General features: G+C 62.6%; 14 protein-coding genes and 1 pseudogene. 12 read left to right on the forward strand and 3 right to left on the reverse strand.

What is annotated here, in order from left to right:
- Nucleotides 1–22: 22 nt before the first annotated feature.
- The 5 genes from tolB to ftsH all read left to right on the forward strand — a co-directional run bounded on the left by tolB (nt 23) and on the right by ftsH (nt 7,068).
- A complete protein-coding gene (gene tolB, locus FJ974_RS05745; RefSeq protein ID WP_140535978.1) occupies nt 23–1,333 on the forward strand; it encodes a Tol-Pal system beta propeller repeat protein TolB in 1,311 nt (436 codons plus the stop codon).
- Nucleotides 1,334–1,593: 260 nt separating this feature from the next.
- The gene (gene pal / locus FJ974_RS05750) at nt 1,594–2,100 is read left to right on the forward strand and encodes a peptidoglycan-associated lipoprotein Pal (protein WP_140535981.1); all 507 of its coding nucleotides are present in this window, start codon (nt 1,594–1,596) and stop codon (nt 2,098–2,100) included.
- A gap of 278 nt (nt 2,101–2,378) precedes the next feature.
- Nucleotides 2,379–3,530, forward strand: coding sequence for a tol-pal system protein YbgF (gene ybgF, locus FJ974_RS05755; RefSeq protein WP_140535983.1), 1,152 nt, complete (start codon nt 2,379–2,381; stop codon nt 3,528–3,530).
- A gap of 57 nt (nt 3,531–3,587) precedes the next feature.
- On the forward strand, nt 3,588–5,027 hold the full coding sequence (gene tilS, locus FJ974_RS05760; RefSeq protein WP_140535986.1) for a tRNA lysidine(34) synthetase TilS: 1,440 nt from the start codon (nt 3,588–3,590) through the stop codon (nt 5,025–5,027).
- Nucleotides 5,028–5,133: 106 nt separating this feature from the next.
- Nucleotides 5,134–7,068, forward strand: coding sequence for an ATP-dependent zinc metalloprotease FtsH (gene ftsH / locus FJ974_RS05765; RefSeq protein ID WP_140535988.1), 1,935 nt, complete (start codon nt 5,134–5,136; stop codon nt 7,066–7,068).
- Between the two features lie 201 nt (nt 7,069–7,269).
- On the opposite strand, the gene FJ974_RS05770 is transcribed toward ftsH, so the two are convergent.
- Nucleotides 7,270–7,728, reverse strand: a complete 459-nt coding sequence (locus FJ974_RS05770; protein ID WP_140535991.1) for a hypothetical protein — start codon at nt 7,726–7,728, stop codon at nt 7,270–7,272.
- 241 nt (nt 7,729–7,969) lie between these two features.
- Nucleotides 7,970–8,854 (reverse strand): hypothetical protein, encoded by an 885-nt coding sequence (locus tag FJ974_RS05775; RefSeq protein ID WP_140535993.1) that lies wholly within the window; start codon nt 8,852–8,854, stop codon nt 7,970–7,972.
- Nucleotides 8,855–9,219: 365 nt separating this feature from the next.
- Here FJ974_RS05775 and glmM point away from each other — a divergent pair, with 365 nt between their 5' ends.
- The 7 genes and pseudogenes from glmM to FJ974_RS30380 all read left to right on the forward strand — a co-directional run bounded on the left by glmM (nt 9,220) and on the right by FJ974_RS30380 (nt 16,363).
- Nucleotides 9,220–10,572, forward strand: coding sequence for a phosphoglucosamine mutase (gene glmM / locus FJ974_RS05780; RefSeq protein ID WP_140535996.1), 1,353 nt, complete (start codon nt 9,220–9,222; stop codon nt 10,570–10,572).
- A 362-nt stretch (nt 10,573–10,934) separates the two neighbouring features.
- On the forward strand, nt 10,935–11,750 hold the full coding sequence (locus FJ974_RS05785; protein WP_140535998.1) for an outer membrane protein: 816 nt from the start codon (nt 10,935–10,937) through the stop codon (nt 11,748–11,750).
- 205 nt (nt 11,751–11,955) lie between these two features.
- Nucleotides 11,956–12,729, forward strand: coding sequence for an outer membrane protein (locus FJ974_RS05790; protein ID WP_140536001.1), 774 nt, complete (start codon nt 11,956–11,958; stop codon nt 12,727–12,729).
- A 196-nt stretch (nt 12,730–12,925) separates the two neighbouring features.
- The gene (locus tag FJ974_RS05795; RefSeq protein WP_140536004.1) at nt 12,926–14,101 is read left to right on the forward strand and encodes a phosphoserine transaminase; all 1,176 of its coding nucleotides are present in this window, start codon (nt 12,926–12,928) and stop codon (nt 14,099–14,101) included.
- 57 nt (nt 14,102–14,158) lie between these two features.
- Nucleotides 14,159–15,760 carry a phosphoglycerate dehydrogenase gene (serA, locus tag FJ974_RS05800; protein ID WP_140536006.1) on the forward strand — a complete coding sequence of 534 codons (1,602 nt, stop codon included), beginning with the start codon at nt 14,159–14,161 and terminating at the stop codon, nt 15,758–15,760.
- A 95-nt stretch (nt 15,761–15,855) separates the two neighbouring features.
- Nucleotides 15,856–16,071, forward strand: coding sequence for a DUF1902 domain-containing protein (locus tag FJ974_RS05805; RefSeq protein ID WP_140536009.1), 216 nt, complete (start codon nt 15,856–15,858; stop codon nt 16,069–16,071).
- A 102-nt stretch (nt 16,072–16,173) separates the two neighbouring features.
- A pseudogene (locus FJ974_RS30380) lies at nt 16,174–16,363 on the forward strand (type II toxin-antitoxin system HicA family toxin).
- A 21-nt stretch (nt 16,364–16,384) separates the two neighbouring features.
- Here the strand turns inward: FJ974_RS30380 and FJ974_RS05815 are convergent.
- Entirely contained in the window at nt 16,385–17,272 is an 888-nt protein-coding gene (locus FJ974_RS05815; protein ID WP_140536011.1) for a DMT family transporter, read from the reverse strand.
- Nucleotides 17,273–17,340: the final 68 nt, after the last annotated feature.

The raw sequence follows: 17,340 nt of genomic DNA on the forward strand, positions 1-17,340 counted from the left end.
AGAGAACAACGAGGCTGAACGAATGAAGAAATTTTTCACGACGCTAATGCTGATCGGCACGATTGCGGCCGGCATAAGCGGCCTCGCTACGATCCCAGCGGCGGCATTGGTCAAGCTCGATTTGACCCAACCCAATGTCGAGCCGCTGCCGGTCGCCATCACCGACTTTCAGTCCGGGGATGCGCTTGGCGCCGAGATAACGAAAATAGTCAGCGCCGACCTGAAGCGCTCCGGCCTGTTCGCGCCGATCGACAAGAGCGCCTTTATCGAAAAGATCTCCAACCCGGATGCGCAGCCTCGCTTCGACGACTGGAAGGTCATCAACGCGCAGGCGCTGGTCACCGGCAGCGTCGGCAAGGAAGCCGATGGCCGTATCCGCGCGCAGTACCGGCTGTGGGACACGTTTGCCGGCCAGCAGCTGTCGGGCGAGCAGTTCTTCGCCAACGATGCCAACACCAGGCGCGTCGCGCATATTATCGCCGACGCCATCTATGAGCGGCTGACCGGCGAGAAGGGCTATTTCGACACCCGCGTCGTCTTCGTCGACGAATCCGGCGCCAAGAATGCGCGCAAGAAGCGCCTCGCCATCATGGACCAGGACGGCGCCAATGTGCGCTACCTCTCCGACGGCCGTTCGATCGTGCTGACGCCGCGCTTCTCGCCGAACCGGCAGGAAATTACCTACATGTCCTATGAGAGCGGACAGCCGAAGGTCTATTTGCTGCAGATCGAGACCGGCCAGCGCGAACTGGTCGGCAATTTCCCCGGCATGACGTTTGCCCCAAGGTTCTCGCCCGACGGCCAGAAGGTGATCATGAGCCTGCTGCGCGACGACGGCAATTCCAACGTCTTCGCCATGGATCTGAGGAGCCGCTCGACCACCCGGCTGACCAATTCGGCGTCAATCGATACCTCGCCGTCCTATTCGCCCGACGGCAGCCAGGTCGTCTTCACCTCGGACCGCGGCGGCCGCGCCCAGATTTATGTGATGGGCGCCGACGGCTCGGGCCAGACCCGTATCTCCTTCGGCGACGGCACCTATTCGACGCCGGTGTGGTCGCCGCGCGGCGACCTCATCGCCTTCACCAAGCAGACCGGCAGCGAGTTCCAGATCGGCGTCATGAAGACCGACGGTTCTGGCGAGCGCATCCTGTCTTCCGGTTTCCAGCAGGAAGGACCGACCTGGGCGCCCAACGGCCGCGTGCTGATGTTCTTCCGCGACTCCAATGGCGGGCCGAAGCTGGTTTCGGTGGACCTCACCGGCCGCAACGAACAGCAGATCCCGACGTCGAATTTTGCCTCGGATCCTGCGTGGTCGCCGCTGCTGGAATGAGAAAGGAACTGGAGAATTGAAGAATTGAAGAACTGAGGAAAAGACTGATTCCTTGTCGCTTCAATTCCCTCTTTTCCACTGCCTCGTCGCGTTTTGGCCGCATTTCCGCTTACGGTCCGCGCGCATTGTGGCTCCGGGTGGAGAACGGTCGAGGACGGCGGCCCGCAACCAAACATTAACCGTATTTCTTGAATGCCGGTTAACCCAAACGTGGTTACTGGGTGATCAACGAAATCACTCGAATGCGAAGGAGAGGCGGCATGGGCCGTATCGCAGCACTTACCAGAAACCCGGCGATGATCGCGCTCGTGATGGCGCTCGCCGTCACCGGTTGCGCCTCGAAGAAGACGCCGAACAGCGCCGCCGATCTCGGTCTCAACGGCGCGGGTGCTGCGACGCCTGGATCGGCCCAGGACTTCACCGTCAACATCGGTGACCGCATCTTCTTCGACACCGATTCCTCGTCGATCCGTGCCGACGCGCAGACCACGCTGTCGCGCCAGGCGCAATGGCTGAACCAGTACAAGCAGTATGCCATCGTCGTCGAAGGTCATGCCGACGAGCGCGGCACGCGCGAATACAATCTGGCGCTAGGCGCCCGCCGCGCCGCCGCCACGCGCGACTTCCTCGTCTCCAAGGGCGTTGCCGCCAGCCGCCTGAAGACGATTTCCTACGGCAAGGAGCGTCCGGTCGCGGTCTGCGACGACATCTCCTGCTGGTCGCAAAACCGTCGCGCCGTCACCACGCTTTCGGGCGCCGGTTCCTGACGCATGACCCCGAAAATCGGTTCCGATTTTCGGAAAGGATCATGCGTCGACTCATAAGTGCTACAGCGTCCTTTGCGCGTCTGCCGACGCGCGGCGCTGTAGGCGACATAAATACAACACCTCGATGCGAAAGGCGGCCCCTGGGCCGCCTTTTTCGCATCCAGCGGTCTGAAACAAAATTTGGCCGAAGTCTCGCGTCCTGCTATGAGCGCGAGGGCGCTTCGTCCACTGCGGTTCGGAAGGCGCGTCAAGCTAACGAATTCACGGCGAGAGACATAATGCATCTTAGAACTGTCCTCAGCGGCACGCTTGCGCTGCTGCTTTTATCTAGTATCGCGAGCGCCGCCGCGCCGGCAGGCGGCGGGCAATCCTCGGACAGCGGCTTCACCTTCCATCTGCCGACGCTAGGCATTTTCGGCGACAAGAAGAAGCCGGAAGCGGCGCAGATCGCGCAGCAGGACGCTGCCGGCGCGACCGGTCTGGAAGACCAGCTTCGTCAGATGAACGGCAAGATCGAGGAGCTCAATTTCCAGATCCTGCAAATGCAGGAGCAGATCCGCAAGCAGCAGGAAGACAACGAATTCCGCTTCCAGCAGCTCGAGGGCGCCGCGCCGGGCGCCAAGCCGGCCGGACAGAAAAAGTCCGAAGCCGCGCCGGCGAACAGCGATACGAATACTGGCGATGCGGCCGCCGCCGGTGCCGGCAGCACGACGGGCGATGCCGGCACCGGCGTCGCCGAGGCGCCGGCAACGCAAGCCCCGGCCGACACCGTCACCCGGGACGGCGGCGGCAAGAGCGTCGGCGACGTCATCGTCGAATCGCAGACCGGCGACCCGGGTAAGCTGATCACCGGCGCGCCGCCGAAGAATTTCGGCACCATCACCGTCGACAAGAACGGCAATGTCGTCAATGCCGAAGGCAATCCGCAGGCAAACGCGCCGGCGGAAGCTCCGGCGGCCACCGCGAGCGCGCCGACCGCCGAGACTCCGGCGAAGAACGGCAAGAGCAAGGCCGGCGGCACGGTGGTGGCGGCGTTGCCTTCGACCAACGATCCGGACGAGCTCTACCGCAACTCCTACCAGTTCATCCTGTCGGGCGATTATCCCACCGCCGAGCAGGGTTTCCGTGACCACATCTCGCGCTTCCCCAAGGACGCCAAGGCGGCCGATGCGCATTACTGGCTTGGCGAGTCGCTGCTCGGCCAGCAGAAGTACCGCGATGCGGCCGAGACCTTCCTTGCCGCCAGCAAGGAATATCCGAAGGCCAAGAAGGCGCCCGACATGCTGCTCAAGCTCGGCGTGTCGTTGGTCGGCCTGAAGCAGAATGACGTGGCCTGCGCCACCTTCAACGAGATCGGCAAGCGATATCCCGACGTTTCCGGAACGCTCAAGGAACGCGTCAAGCAGGAAAAAGCGCTGGCGTCGTGCTAGTTTTTGCCTGCATGTCGTTGTCCCGCAACCGGGACCATTTTTGGGCGACATGCATTGATGCTCGACACCGAGCCTGACCTTTCGACTTTTTTCGACTTCGATTTTTCCGACGGCGCAATTGCGGCCGTTTCCGGCGGCAGCGACTCCACCGCCCTTCTGCTTCTCATCAAGGACCATCTCGACCGCACCGCGCCGACTGCCAGACTGCTGGCGGTGACGATCGACCACGATTTGCGGCCGGGCTCGGCTGCTGAAGCGGAAGCCGTCGCCAGGCTATGCGCCGAGCACGGCATCGCGCATCGCACCTTGATCTGGTCCGGCAGCAAGCCGTCGAGCGGCCTGCCCGCCGCCGCGCGCGAGGCGCGCTACCGGCTGCTCGCGGAGACGGCGCGGGCGGAAGGCATGGGTCTGATCCTGACCGGTCACACCGCCGACGACCAGGCGGAAACGGTGCTGATGCGGCAGGCGCGTGAAAGAGGGGCGCGTGAAAGAGGGGCGCGTGAAGGGGCGACCCGTAGCGAGGGGACGAGCGACGACGGCCGCGGCCTGGCCGGCATGGCGCCCGCAACGCTTTACAATTGGCGGACGTGGATCGTGCGGCCGCTGCTTGGCATGCGGCGGGCGGCGCTGCGTGAAATGCTGCGGCGCCGCGGTATCGGCTGGATCGAGGATCCGACGAATCTCGACATACGTTTCGAAAGGCCAACAATTCGGGCCGCGCTGAAGGCAGACGACGGCGAGGCGCGCTTTGCGGAGTTGATCACAAAGGCCGGCCAAGCAGCCGCAGAGCGCGAGGAGATCGGGCGCCGCGCGGCCATACTGATCGACGCCTATGCGGACAAGCCAGCCCAGGGTTTGATCCGCCTCGACCGGGACTTCGCCGCCGATGAAGATGGCGAGGCGGCGATCTATGCGCTTCGCATCCTGCTCGCCACGGTCGGCGGCGCCGCTTTCCTCGCCGACGAGGCGCGCGCCCGCCTCCTGTTCGGGCGCCTGCGGTCCGGATCGCTTCGCGCCACATTGTCGCGGACCATGGTCGACGCGCGCCGCGCCGGCATCTTCCTTTACCGCGAGGGCCGCAACCTGCCGTCCGCCGCTCCGGCGATGGACAACCAGTTCTGGGATGGCCGGCGGCGGATCACATTGAGCGACAGCCCGGACTGGTTGGTGATCGCACCGCTGGGGCAGGCGGCCGCCAAACGCTCGCTCACGGAAGGTGGCGAACGCGCACAAGAAGGCGCCCCGCCGGCCCTTTTGCGCGCGGCGCTCGCCGCCGAACCGGTGCTATGGCGCGGTGGCGAACGCCTTGATTTTGCTGGCGATGATGCCGCAGCGCAGGGGGCTGCGGTCCTCCCGGCGGTGGCGCCCTTTGCCCGCTTCCTGCCGGCTTTCGATCTGCCGCCTGCTGCCGCCGTCGCCGCGCTCATCGGCGCGCCGCCGCTGCCGGCTCCGCCTTTTCACCGCCACGATCGCCGCGGAGCGTGGGCGAAAGCTTAACCGACGCATGCTGTTATGCTTGGCAATGGGAGGCGCTCTCCCTATGTTAGGCCCAAGCTTCCTCCATCATCGTGGGTCCGCCCCGCGGACGCCAACAGGACAATAGATGAATCCGAATTATCGCAACCTCGCGCTCTGGGCGATCATAGCGGTCCTGCTCATCGCCTTGTTCAACCTTTTCCAGACGCCACAGACGCGCGGTGCCACGACCGATATCCCCTATTCGCAGTTCCTGCAGGATGTCGCGGGCGGCCGGGTCAAGAGCGTAACGATCGCCGGCGCCCGCATCGTCGGCAACTATACGGACAACGCCAACGGCTTCCAGACCTATTCGCCCGGCGACCCGTCGCTGGTCTCGAGGCTGCAGGACAAGAACGTCACCATCAACGCGCGTCCAGAGAATGACGGCTCCGGTTCGCTATTTTCGATGCTGATCTCATGGCTGCCGATGATCCTGATCCTCGGCGTGTGGATATTCTTCATGCGCCAGATGCAGTCCGGATCCGGCCGCGCCATGGGCTTCGGCAAATCGAAAGCCAAGCTGCTGACCGAAGCGCATGGCCGGGTCACTTTCCAGGACGTCGCCGGTGTCGACGAAGCCAAGGAGGACCTCGAGGAAATCGTCGAATTCCTGCGCGATCCGCAAAAATTCCAGCGCCTCGGCGGCAAGATCCCGCGCGGCGTGCTCCTGGTCGGCCCGCCCGGAACGGGCAAGACGCTGCTTGCCCGGTCGGTCGCGGGCGAAGCCAACGTGCCGTTCTTCACCATTTCCGGTTCGGACTTCGTCGAGATGTTCGTCGGCGTCGGCGCATCCCGCGTGCGCGACATGTTCGACCAGGCCAAGAAGAACGCGCCCTGCATCATCTTCATCGACGAAATCGACGCGGTCGGCCGCCATCGCGGCGCCGGCCTGGGCGGCGGCAATGACGAGCGCGAGCAGACGCTGAACCAGCTGCTGGTCGAGATGGACGGCTTCGAGTCCAACGAGAGCATCATCCTGATCGCCGCCACCAACCGGCCCGACGTGCTCGACCCGGCGCTGCTGAGGCCCGGCCGTTTCGACCGCCAGGTGGTGGTGCCGAATCCCGACATCGTCGGCCGCGAGAAGATCCTCAAGGTGCACGTGCGAAACGTGCCGCTGGCGCCCAATGTCGATCTCAAGGTCATCGCGCGCGGCACGCCGGGCTTCTCCGGCGCCGATCTGATGAACCTCGTCAACGAGTCCGCGCTGATGGCGGCGCGCCGCAACAAGCGGCTGGTCACCATGGCCGAGTTCGAGGACGCCAAGGACAAGATCATGATGGGCGCGGAGCGCCGCTCGTCGGCGATGACGCAGGCCGAGAAGGAACTGACCGCCTATCACGAGGCCGGCCATGCCATCCTGGCGCTCAACGTGCCCACCGCCGACCCGCTGCACAAGGCGACCATCATTCCGCGCGGCCGCGCGCTCGGCATGGTCATGCAGCTGCCCGAAGGCGACCGCTATTCGATGAGCTACAAATACATGATCTCGCGGCTGGCGATCATGATGGGCGGCCGCGTTGCCGAGGAGTTCAAGTTCGGCAAGGAGAACATCACCTCCGGCGCGTCCTCCGACATCGAGCAGGCGACCAAGCTGGCGCGCGCCATGGTGACGCGATGGGGCTTCTCCGACAAGCTCGGCCATGTCGCCTATGGCGACAACCAGGAGGAAGTGTTCCTCGGCCATTCGGTGGCGCGCACGCAAAACATCTCGGAAGAGACGGCGCAGATCATCGACGCCGAGGTGCGCCGGCTGATCGACGACGCCTACTCCACCGCCAAGGCCATCCTGACCAAGAAGAAGAAGGACTGGATCGCGCTGGCCGAAGGGCTGCTCGAATACGAGACGCTCTCCGGCGAGGAGATCAAGCAGCTGATTGCCGGCAACAAGCCCGCCCGCGACCTTGGCGACGACACGCCGCCCAGCCGCGGCTCGGCGGTGCCGAAGGCCGGCACCGGCGGCCGCCGCAAGAAGGGCCCCGAGCCCGAAGGCGGCATGGAGCCGCAGCCATCGAGCTGAGGTTGGTGCGCGAAAGACTGATCGAGAAACGCCGCGGCTTGCTCCGCGGCGTTTTTGTTTGGGCCATCGGAGACAAGGCAAGGCTTCCCTCGTCCTGGCGCGTAGATATCGCCCAACAGCAGATCCCCAGATACGCCCGAGGACGATGGCTCAACGTCTGCGGGAAAAACGGTGAACCGCTTTATCCGCCGTATTTGATTTTTATGATTCAGCTTTCAGCCGCGCATTGCAGAGGCTGTAGTAACCGCCGCCCTTCTGGATCCAGCGAAGGCCGTTCAACGTACCCGCTTCCTTGTTGTCGTGGTAACCCTGCAAGCAGGTCTTCATCCGGGCCTTAGCGGGCTTTTCGGTCTTGAACTCGGCGGCGAGGGTGGTTGGGAATGTCACGCCCGCCGGCGCTACCGTGGGGGCGACCGCCGCGCTGGTTTCCGTTTTCTGCTGCTCCGCGGATGTGACCGGATCCGCGCTGACGCTCTCCGCGGCGGACGTCGCGCATTTCTCCTTGCGGAAAGCAGCCCAGTCCATGCCGTTCAGAGTGCCGCCTTCCTTGGCCGCCCGATAGGTCTCGCCGCATTCCTTCATCGTCAGCGCGCTCGCAGGTGAGGCGTTCCAAGCGACCAATGCCGTCACAGCCAACGCCGCCAATTTCAAACTGAACATTGAGACCCTCCTGATTGATGATAAGTTCGACATCTTTTTGTATACTGTTTGTTCCCTATATGTTCAACCGGAATCTTTGCGAGCTCCCGACAAACCTGGCGGTGGGCAGTATGGGCAAATCGACGATGCCGACAGTCCCGCCATATGCAGATGCGAGCAAGACCGCGGGCGTCTTCGCCTGCAACAAAAGGCCCGCGCATCTTGCGACGCGCGGGCCTTTCCCCTTCGAATAATTAGGCGATCAGCTCTTCAGCTTGGCGTTGCAGAGGCTGTAGAAGCCGCCGCCCTTCTGGATCCACTTCAGGCCGTTCAGCGTGTTGGCATCCTTGTTGGCGTAGTACTGCTCGAGGCAGGTATGCATGCGGCCCTTGGCCGGGGTCTCGGTGGCGAATTTCGGCGAGATGGCTGTCGGGAAGGTCACACCCTTCGGCGCGGCGACCGTCGGCTTCGCCGGTTCGCTGGTGTAGGTCGCTTCCGTCGGCGCCGGCACGGTTTCGTCATCGGCAGCGCCGGTGCCGCACTCGGCCTTGCGGAAGTCGTTCCACTTCATGCCATTGAGCTTGTTGGCGGTCTTGGCGGCCTGGTACTTGGTGCTGCATTCGGCCATCGACAGGCCCTTGCCGCCAGCCGCGGCCGGCGCGGTGGTGGTTGTCGCCGTTTTGGTCGCAGTCGTCGTCTTGGTCGCGGTCGTAGGCTTGGTGTCCGATGCGGCTGCAGCGCCGGCGGCGCATTCGGTCTTGCGGAAGTCGTTCCACTTCATGCCGTTCAGCGTGCCGGCCGCCTTGGCGGCCTGGTACTTGGTGCTGCATTCCTTCGCTGTCAGGCCCTTGGCAGAGCTGTCGGCGGCCGCGGCTGTCGTCTCTTTGGCCTTCTTGGCCGGCTTGGTCTCAGCAGCCTTGGTTTCAGTTGCCTTGGTCGTGGTTGTGGTCGTCGCCGCGGCCGCTGCGTCGCTGCCGCACTGGGCCTTACGGAACTGGTTCCAGGTCTGGCCGGCGAGCGTTCCGGCGTCCTTGGCCGCGTTGTACTTGGTGCTGCATTCGGCCATGGTCAGCGCATGGGCCGGCGCCGCCAGGAACAAGGTTGCGACGGCGAGGCCCGTCAACGTTGCAAGTCTATGAATAAGCATGGCGATTTCTCCCTTGATGCCGCCGGGGGTGTCCCTGCACCAATCAATAACTCTCAATGATGGGTTGCGCTAGATGCTTCCGGCGAAGTGCCCTCACAAACCGTGTTCTTGCCGACAAGATGATGAATTTCCTCTGCAGTTCGCCGGCGATGGCATATTTGCAAAGCTCTCGGGCGCAGAAAATTCGCCTCGGCCGGCATATTGCCGCTACGAAGAGAGGTCGGGGCAGGCTGCCGAATCACTTGAATGGCCTGCGACAATGAATTCCTAAGAATGGTAATATATAATCATGAAATGTGATGATCGGATGCGGGCCAATTGTGGCAAAACGAGCGGCTGAAAAACTGACGGGGACGTTGGCAAGCATGGCAGGGCAGTATTTCGGCACGGACGGTATCCGCGGACGCGCCAACAAGTTTCCGATGACGGCCGAGATCGCGATGCGGGTCGGCATGGCCGCCGGTCTCTCTTTCCAGCGCGGCAACCATCGCCACCGCGTCGTGCTCGGCAAGGATACGCGGCTTTCCGGCTACATGATCGAGAATGCGATGGTGTCGGGCCTTTGCGCGGCCGGCATGGATGTCTTCCTGCTCGGCCCGATCCCGACGCCGGCGGTCGCCATGCTGGTGCGCTCGCTGCGCGCCGACATCGGCGTGATGATCTCGGCCTCGCACAACCCTTACTACGACAACGGCATCAAGCTGTTCGGCCCCGACGGCTACAAGCTCTCCGACGAGATCGAGGAGCGCATCGAAGCGATGCTCGACAAGGACATCGAGCTGGCGCTCGCCGATTCCGACGGGCTTGGCCGCGCCAAGCGCGTCGATGGCGTGCATGACCGCTACATCGAATTCGCCAAGCGCACGCTGCCGCGCTCGATGTCGCTTTCGGGCCTGAGGATCGTCGTCGATTGCGCCAACGGTGCGTCCTACAAGGTGGCGCCCGAGGCTTTATGGGAGCTCGGCGCCGAGGTCGTTGCGATCAATGTCGAGCCGAACGGCTTCAACATCAACAAGGAGTGCGGCTCGACCCATCCGGCCGGCTTGCAGAAGAAGGTGCATGAGGTGCGCGCCGATATCGGCATCGCGCTCGATGGCGACGCCGACCGCGTGGTGATCGTCGACGAGAACGGCACGATCGTCGATGGCGACCAGATCATGGCGCTGATCGCCGAGTCCTGGCATCAGAGCGGCCGGCTGGCCGGCGGCGGCGTTGTCTCCACGGTGATGTCCAATCTCGGATTGGAGCGCTTCCTTGGCGACATGAAGCTGCAGCTCCACCGCACCAAGGTCGGCGACCGCTATGTCGTCGAGCACATGCGCGCGCATGGGCTCAATGTCGGCGGCGAGCAGTCCGGCCATATCGTGCTCTCCGATTTCTCGACCACCGGCGACGGCCTGGTCTCGGCCTTGCAGGTGCTGGCCTGCATCAAGCGGCAGAACCGGCCGGTCAGCGAATTGTCGAAGAAATTCGAGCCGGTGCCGCAGCTCCTGAAGAATGTCCGTATCTCCGGCGGCAAGCCGCTGGAGGAGGCTCCGGTCAAGGCGGCCATCGAGGAAGCGCGCAACCGGCTCGGCAAGACCGGCCGCCTCGTCATCCGGCCCTCCGGCACCGAGCCGCTCATCCGCGTCATGGCCGAGGGCGACGACCCGCAACTGATCGAGGCGATCGTCAACGACATCGTCGGCATAATTTCGGACACGCGCAGCGCCGCGTGACATCCGGCACAACAGCAGAGCGGCCAGCTTTCAATCGAATCGCTGGACGCTCTCTTTATTTTTACGCAATTCCGAACGGAAAACCGTGTCACACGTTTCTCGGAATTGCTCTAAATGCATGTTTTCGGAACGAAATTTGTCCTGAGATTGCCGACTGGCCCACCTCGGAGCCGCCGTTGGCGGGCTTTTTTGTAGGCCGCCAGCGGCAAGGTCGACCTGCCCCGACTGCATCCACCTAAAATTGTATAGATTCGTGGTTAATCGGCACGGTTAAACGGCCTTTAACCTTTGCGATTCATTATCCATGCCGAGGTTAATCAACTTCGGGCGGCGTCGTCCCGAGGCTTCTTAGGGGTGACAGCATGTTCAATACAGCAAGAATGGCATTGGTTGCCGCGCTGTTTGCGGGGGTGGCCGGACCGGCCCTTGCCGCCGACCTCGCGGAACCGCCGGTGGTCGAGCAGGCGCCGCCGGTCGTCGAAGAGCAGCCGGTCGATGTCGGAGGCTGGTATATCCGCGGCGACATCGACTATCACAAGTCGACCGTGCGCAGCATCGACTACATTACATACGGCCCGCCGCCCGGCACCAACGATTTCGATTTCGGCAAACTCAAGGGTGGTTTCTCGCTCGGTGGCGGCGTCGGCTACAAGATTAACGACTACCTCCGTACCGATCTGACCGCCGACTACTGGTTTAAATCGAACTTCAATGGCCAGACATCGGATCTCACGACGACGTCGACCGAAGTCTCGAAAATGAGCGCCTTCCTGCTGTTGGCCAACGCTTATGTCGATCTCGGCACCTATCATGGCATCACGCCGTATGTCGGCGCCGGCATCGGTGGCGCGCACGTCAAATGGGATGCCGTCAGGGATCCGAACACCACCGAGTTCAATCCCGGGTCGTCCAACTGGCGTTTCGCCTATGCGCTCATGGCCGGCGCTTCCTACTGCTTGACCGACAAAGTGATACTCGATGCAGGCTATCGCTACTCCCATATCCAGGGAGGTCGCATGTTCGAGTTCGATACGAGCAGCTCCGGGCCAGGCTTCGACCATGGCATCAGCACGCATGAGGTGCGCGGCGGTCTGCGCTATCAGTTCGGGGGCAACAACGGGTGCTCCGCGCCGGTGGTGGCTTATCAGCCGGAGCCGGAGCCGATCTACACGAAGTAAAACTCCTGCATTCGACGGTCTGAAAGCCGCCCGGCTCGCTGGGCGGTTTTTCGTTTGTGAGGTCTTCGTAAAAGCCGATCGAAATCAATTCGGTAACGGACCGTTATCCTTAACCGGCACTTAACCACTATGGTTAACAATGCATCCTGAAAACGGCAGCTGTGCCCGCGTTCGCGGCTGGCGCCAACTTCGGGAGCCGGGGACCATGACACCAAAATCGCGTATCGCGTCAGCGCTTGCAGCAATCGTCCTCTTGCCACTGACGCCGGCGCTCGCGGCCGATTACAATCCGCCGGTCTATGTCGACCAGGCGCCGGACTATCAGCCGGTCGAGGTCGGGTCCGGCTGGTACCTACGCGGCGACGTGTCCTACCTGGCACAGAAGAGCTTCAAGAACGGGGATTTCACCTTCCCGTCAACGATCAACAACGAAAGCTTCAGCGAGAGCCAGGACGCCTATTTCGCGAGCATCGGTTTCGGCTATCATTTCAACGATTACCTGCGCGCCGATTTCAACCTTGGCTACCTGCCCGGCAACAAAGCCAGCTTCAGCTATGATGATACAGGGACCGCGACGCCGTCGGCCGTGGGATCCGGAAACCTGAAGAACTATGCGATCTCAGGCATACTCAACGGCTATGTCGATCTTGGCACATATGTCGGCATCACGCCATATCTCGGCGCCGGCATCGGTGTTGTCCGCAGCACGCGCAAGCTTTCGGCGAGCTATACCGATATCAATGTTCCCGCCAACAGCTTCACCTTGCAGGATAATAAATCTCGGTACTCTCTCGCTTATACGCTGAATGCAGGCCTTGCCTACCAGGTGTCCAAAAACGTGCTGATCGACCTCGGTTATCAGTATTTCTCGGCCCCCGATGCGGAATATATCACCGCCGCGAGCTTGACCTCGTTCCCGGTCCACAAAGGCATCAGCAATCATCAGGTCAAGCTCGGCCTGCGCTACGATCTCTGGTGAGCGGCGCGGGCCAGGACATATCGACGGCGGATCCAACGGTTCGCCGTTTCTCATTTCCGGTTTGCACATGAAGCTGGAACGAATATCCCGACAGCGACAAAAACTTTCCCCTTGACGCCGGAAGCCTGAACGCATATCGCCGTCCGTGGGCCACCCCTCCCCAACGAGGGGCCACTATCTGGAAGGATAGACCACGATGACGACGCTTACGAAGCCCGGACTCCGTCCGGCGAACCCCAATTTCTCCTCAGGTCCCTGCGCAAAACGTCCCGGCTGGTCGGTCGAGGCGCTGAGAGCTGCCGCGCTCGGACGTTCGCACCGCGCCAAGATCGGCAAGACCAAGCTCGAGCAGGCGATCGAGCTGACGCGCGAAATCCTACAGGTGCCGGCGGATTACCGCATCGGCATCGTGCCGGCTTCCGACACCGGCGCGGTCGAGATGGCGCTGTGGTCGCTGCTCGGCGAGCGCGGCGTCGACATGGTCGCCTGGGAAAGTTTTGGTGCCGGCTGGGTCACCGACGTGGTCAAGCAATTGAAGCTCGCCGACGTGCGCAAGATCGAGGCCGGCTACGGCGAACTGCCGGACCTCGCCAGGATCGACTTCGACCGTGACGTGGTCTTCACCTGGAACGGCACGACCTCGGGCGTGCGCGTGCCGAACGGCGATTTCATCCCGGCGGATCGCAAGGGCCTGACCATCTGCGACGCCACCTCGGCGGCGTTCGCGCAGAGGCTCGATTTCCAAAAGCTCGACGTCGTCACCTTCTCCTGGCAAAAGGTGCTGGGCGGCGAGGGCGCGCATGGCATGCTGATCCTGTCGCCCCGTGCCGTCGAGCGGCTGGAGATCTACAAGCCTTCATGGCCGCTGCCGAAGATTTTTCGTCTTACGTCGGGCGGCAAGCTGATCGAGGGCATCTTCAAGGGCGAGACCATCAACACACCGTCGATGCTGTGCGTCGAGGACTATCTCGATGCGTTGCAATGGGCGAAGTCCATCGGCGGCCTTGACGCGCTGATCGCCCGCGCCGATGCCAACGCCGCCGTGCTCGAACAGTTCGTGGACAGATCGGCGTGGCTTGGCCATCTCGCGGTCGATCCGGCAACGCGCTCGAACACCTCGGTCTGTTTCTCCTTCACCGATCCTGGCGTGGCGGCGCTCGATGCCGACGGCCAGGCGGCCTTCGCCAAGGGCATCATCTCGATGCTGGACAAGGAAGGCGTCGCTTACGACATCGGCTCCTATCGCGATGCGCCGCCCGGCCTGCGCATCTGGTGCGGCGCGACGGTCGAGACGTCGGACCTCGAGGCGCTGCTGCCTTGGCTCGACTGGGCCTTTGCCAGCCAAAAGGCGTCGCTCAAAGCGGCTGCCTGAGATTCATGGCGGCCCTCTGGCCGCCATTTCCCAACAATCCATCTCAAGGAGGCCGCCATGGCGCCCCGCGTTCTCGTTTCGGATAAACTTTCAACCACCGCCGTGCAGATCTTCAAGAACCACGGCATCGAGGTCGATTACCTGCCCGATCTCGGCAAGGACAAGGAAAAGCTCGCCGAAATCATCGACCAGTATGATGGCCTTGCCATCCGCTCGGCGACGAAAGTCACCGAGAAGCTGATCAACGCCGCCACCAGGCTCAAGGTCGTCGGCCGGGCCGGCATCGGCGTCGACAATGTCGACATACCGGCGGCAAGCCGCAAGGGCATCATCGTGATGAACACGCCCTTCGGCAATTCGATCACCACGGCCGAGCACGCCGTCGCCATGATCTTTGCGCTCGCCCGGCAGATCCCGGAAGCCAATGCCTCCACGCATGCCGGCAAGTGGGAAAAGAACCGCTTCATGGGTGTGGAGATCACCGGCAAGACGCTGGGCGTCGTCGGCTGCGGCAATATCGGCTCGATCGTCGCCACGCGCGGCGTCGGGCTGAAAATGCATGTGATCGCCTTCGATCCGTTCCTGTCGGACAGCCGCGCCGAGGAGCTCGGCGTCGAGAAGGTCGAACTCGACGAGCTCTTCGCCCGAGCCGATTTCATCACCTTGCACACGCCGCTAACCGACAAGACGCGCAACATCATCGACCAGGCGGCGATCGCGAAAATGAAGGATGGCGTGCGCATCATCAATTGCGCGCGCGGCGGGCTGGTCGTCGAGGCCGACCTGGTCGCGGCGCTGAAGAGCGGCAAGGTGGCCGGCGCCGGCATCGACGTGTTCGAGGTCGAGCCGGCGGAGAACAACGCGCTGTTCGGCATGGAAAATGTCGTGGCAACGCCGCATCTCGGCGCTTCGACCATGGAGGCACAGGAGAACGTCGCGCTGCAGGTCGCCGAGCAGATGAGCGACTATCTGATCAAGGGCGCGGTCTCCAACGCCATCAACATGCCGTCGATCACGGCGGAAGAAGCGCCGCGCCTGAAGCCTTTCGTCAAGCTCGCCGAGGTGCTCGGCGCCTTTGTCGGCCAGGTCACCGAGGATCCGATCAAGGAGGTGGAGATCCTGTTCGACGGCTCGACCGCGACCATGAACACGCGCGCGCTGATCAGCGCGGCGCTCGCCGGCCTGATCCGGCCGCAGGTCTCGGACGTCAACATGGTGTCGGCGCCGATCATGGTGAAGGAGCGCGGCATCATCGTCGCCGAGGTCAAGCGCGACAAATCGGGCGTCTTCGACGGCTATATCAAGCTGACGGTCAAAACCGAGCACATGACGCGCTCGATCGCCGGCACTTGCTTCTCGGACCACAAGCCGCGCTTCATCCAGATCAAGGGCATCAATCTCGACGCCGAGGTCGGCCAGCACATGCTCTACACCACCAATGCCGATGCGCCCGGCATCATCGGCCTGCTCGGCACCGTGTGCGGCGAGAACGGCGTCAACATCGCCAACTTCCAGCTCGGCCGCAACCGGCCGGGCGGCGATGCGATCGCGCTGCTCTATCTCGACGCCCCGTTCCCGGAAAAGGTGCTGGACCAGTTGCGGGCGCACAAGTCGATCGACTCGGCCAAGCCGCTGCACTTCGACGTCGGCGGCGTGTAACCTGACAGATCATGCCGGGTTGAAAGGCGCAGGCGCGATCCTGCGCCTTTTTGTTTATGATCCGATGCGATAGAATGCGTCTCACCGAGGAGCTTATGATGAAGATTGTGGTTGATGCATTCTGGGATGACGAAGCCAAAGTCTGGGTGGCGGCGTCACGCGAAAAGATCGGCCTGGCGACCGAGGCCGATACGATTGAGGCGCTTCAGCGCAGATTAGCTATTATGGTCCCCGATCTGCTCGGTGATAATCATGAGGGGCCGTTCGAGATCGAGCTGATTGCCCGGAGTCACCAGACAGTAGCCGCTTAGCTGTTAACCTTTCTTAGCTGCCTGTTAATATCCTTCTAATTATTTTTCATTGGTTTCTGCTTTAAATCGAGCCGAATCAGTTTCCTGCGCCGAGCCGTCGCAATGAATAATTTTGCTCCATTAACAAAGAAACTTCTGTCGCAGGCGGGCTGGCAATTTCTTCGGTCAGGCAAAGGCGACCATGAAATATGGCATGATCCCAATTCGGGAAATAAGGTCACCGATCACGATCAAATCTCGCCACACGGCAAATGGGATTTTGAAACAAGCCGGGCTGCCGAAGGCGTTTTGATCGTCCTTCCCGTTCGTCCGCTTAGGAATGCTTGCGTCCGCTGTATTCGGCGAGCGCGATGCCGCCGAGCACGAGCACAAGCGCAAGGCCCTGATAGAGCTGAAACTGCTCGCCGACGATCAGCACTGAAAGCAGCGTGCCGAAGATCGGCACCAGGTTGATGAACAGGCCGGCCCGGTTGGCGCCGATCAGTTCGTTGCCCCTGATGTAGAACACCTGCGAGATGACCGAGGCGCCGAGCGCGGTGTAGAGCGCGACCGCCCATCCGCGCCCGTCAGGCGCGATCACCCGGCCGGCCACGACCTCCCAGACGAAGAACGGCACCGAGGCCAGAAGCGCGGCCAGCGACAGGGCCAGCATCAGGCTCTGCCAGCGGATCGCCGGCCGCAAGCGCAGTCCTACCGAATAAAGGCTGTAGCAAAGTACGGCGACCAACATGATCGCGTCGCCGAAGTTCAACTGAAGCTTCAGCAACTGGCCGAGCTCGCCATGGCTCGCGGTGACGGCGACGCCGACGATGGTCAGCGCGACGCCGACGATCTGCGGGGGCCGCACACGGAGCCGGAACAGCACGAAATTGGCAAGAATGATGACGACCGGTATGGCCGCCTGCTCGATCGAGACGTTGATGGCGGTGGTATAGTTCAACGCGGTGTAGAAGATGACGTTGAAGATCGTGAAGCCGCAGGCGCCGAGGCCGGCGAGCAGCAGCCAATGCCTGCGCACCTTCGGCCAGTCCTGGCGAAGCGGCCGCCAGCCGATCGGAAGCAGGATCAGGACCGCCATGACCCAGCGCAGGAAGACCAGCGTCATCGGCGAGACGTGGCCGACGGCAAGCTTGCCGGCCACGGAATTGCCGCCCCATATAAGCATGGTGGACAGAAGGAACAGGTAGGCGGCTCGGTGCATCGGAAATCCGGCCTTGTGAAGGCGCGTTCGAGGATCGAAGCCGGCCTAGTGCGGTGGGTGCGCCAAGT

Source organism: Mesorhizobium sp. B1-1-8, from assembly GCF_006442795.2.
Classification (GTDB): Bacteria; Pseudomonadota; Alphaproteobacteria; order Rhizobiales; family Rhizobiaceae; genus Mesorhizobium.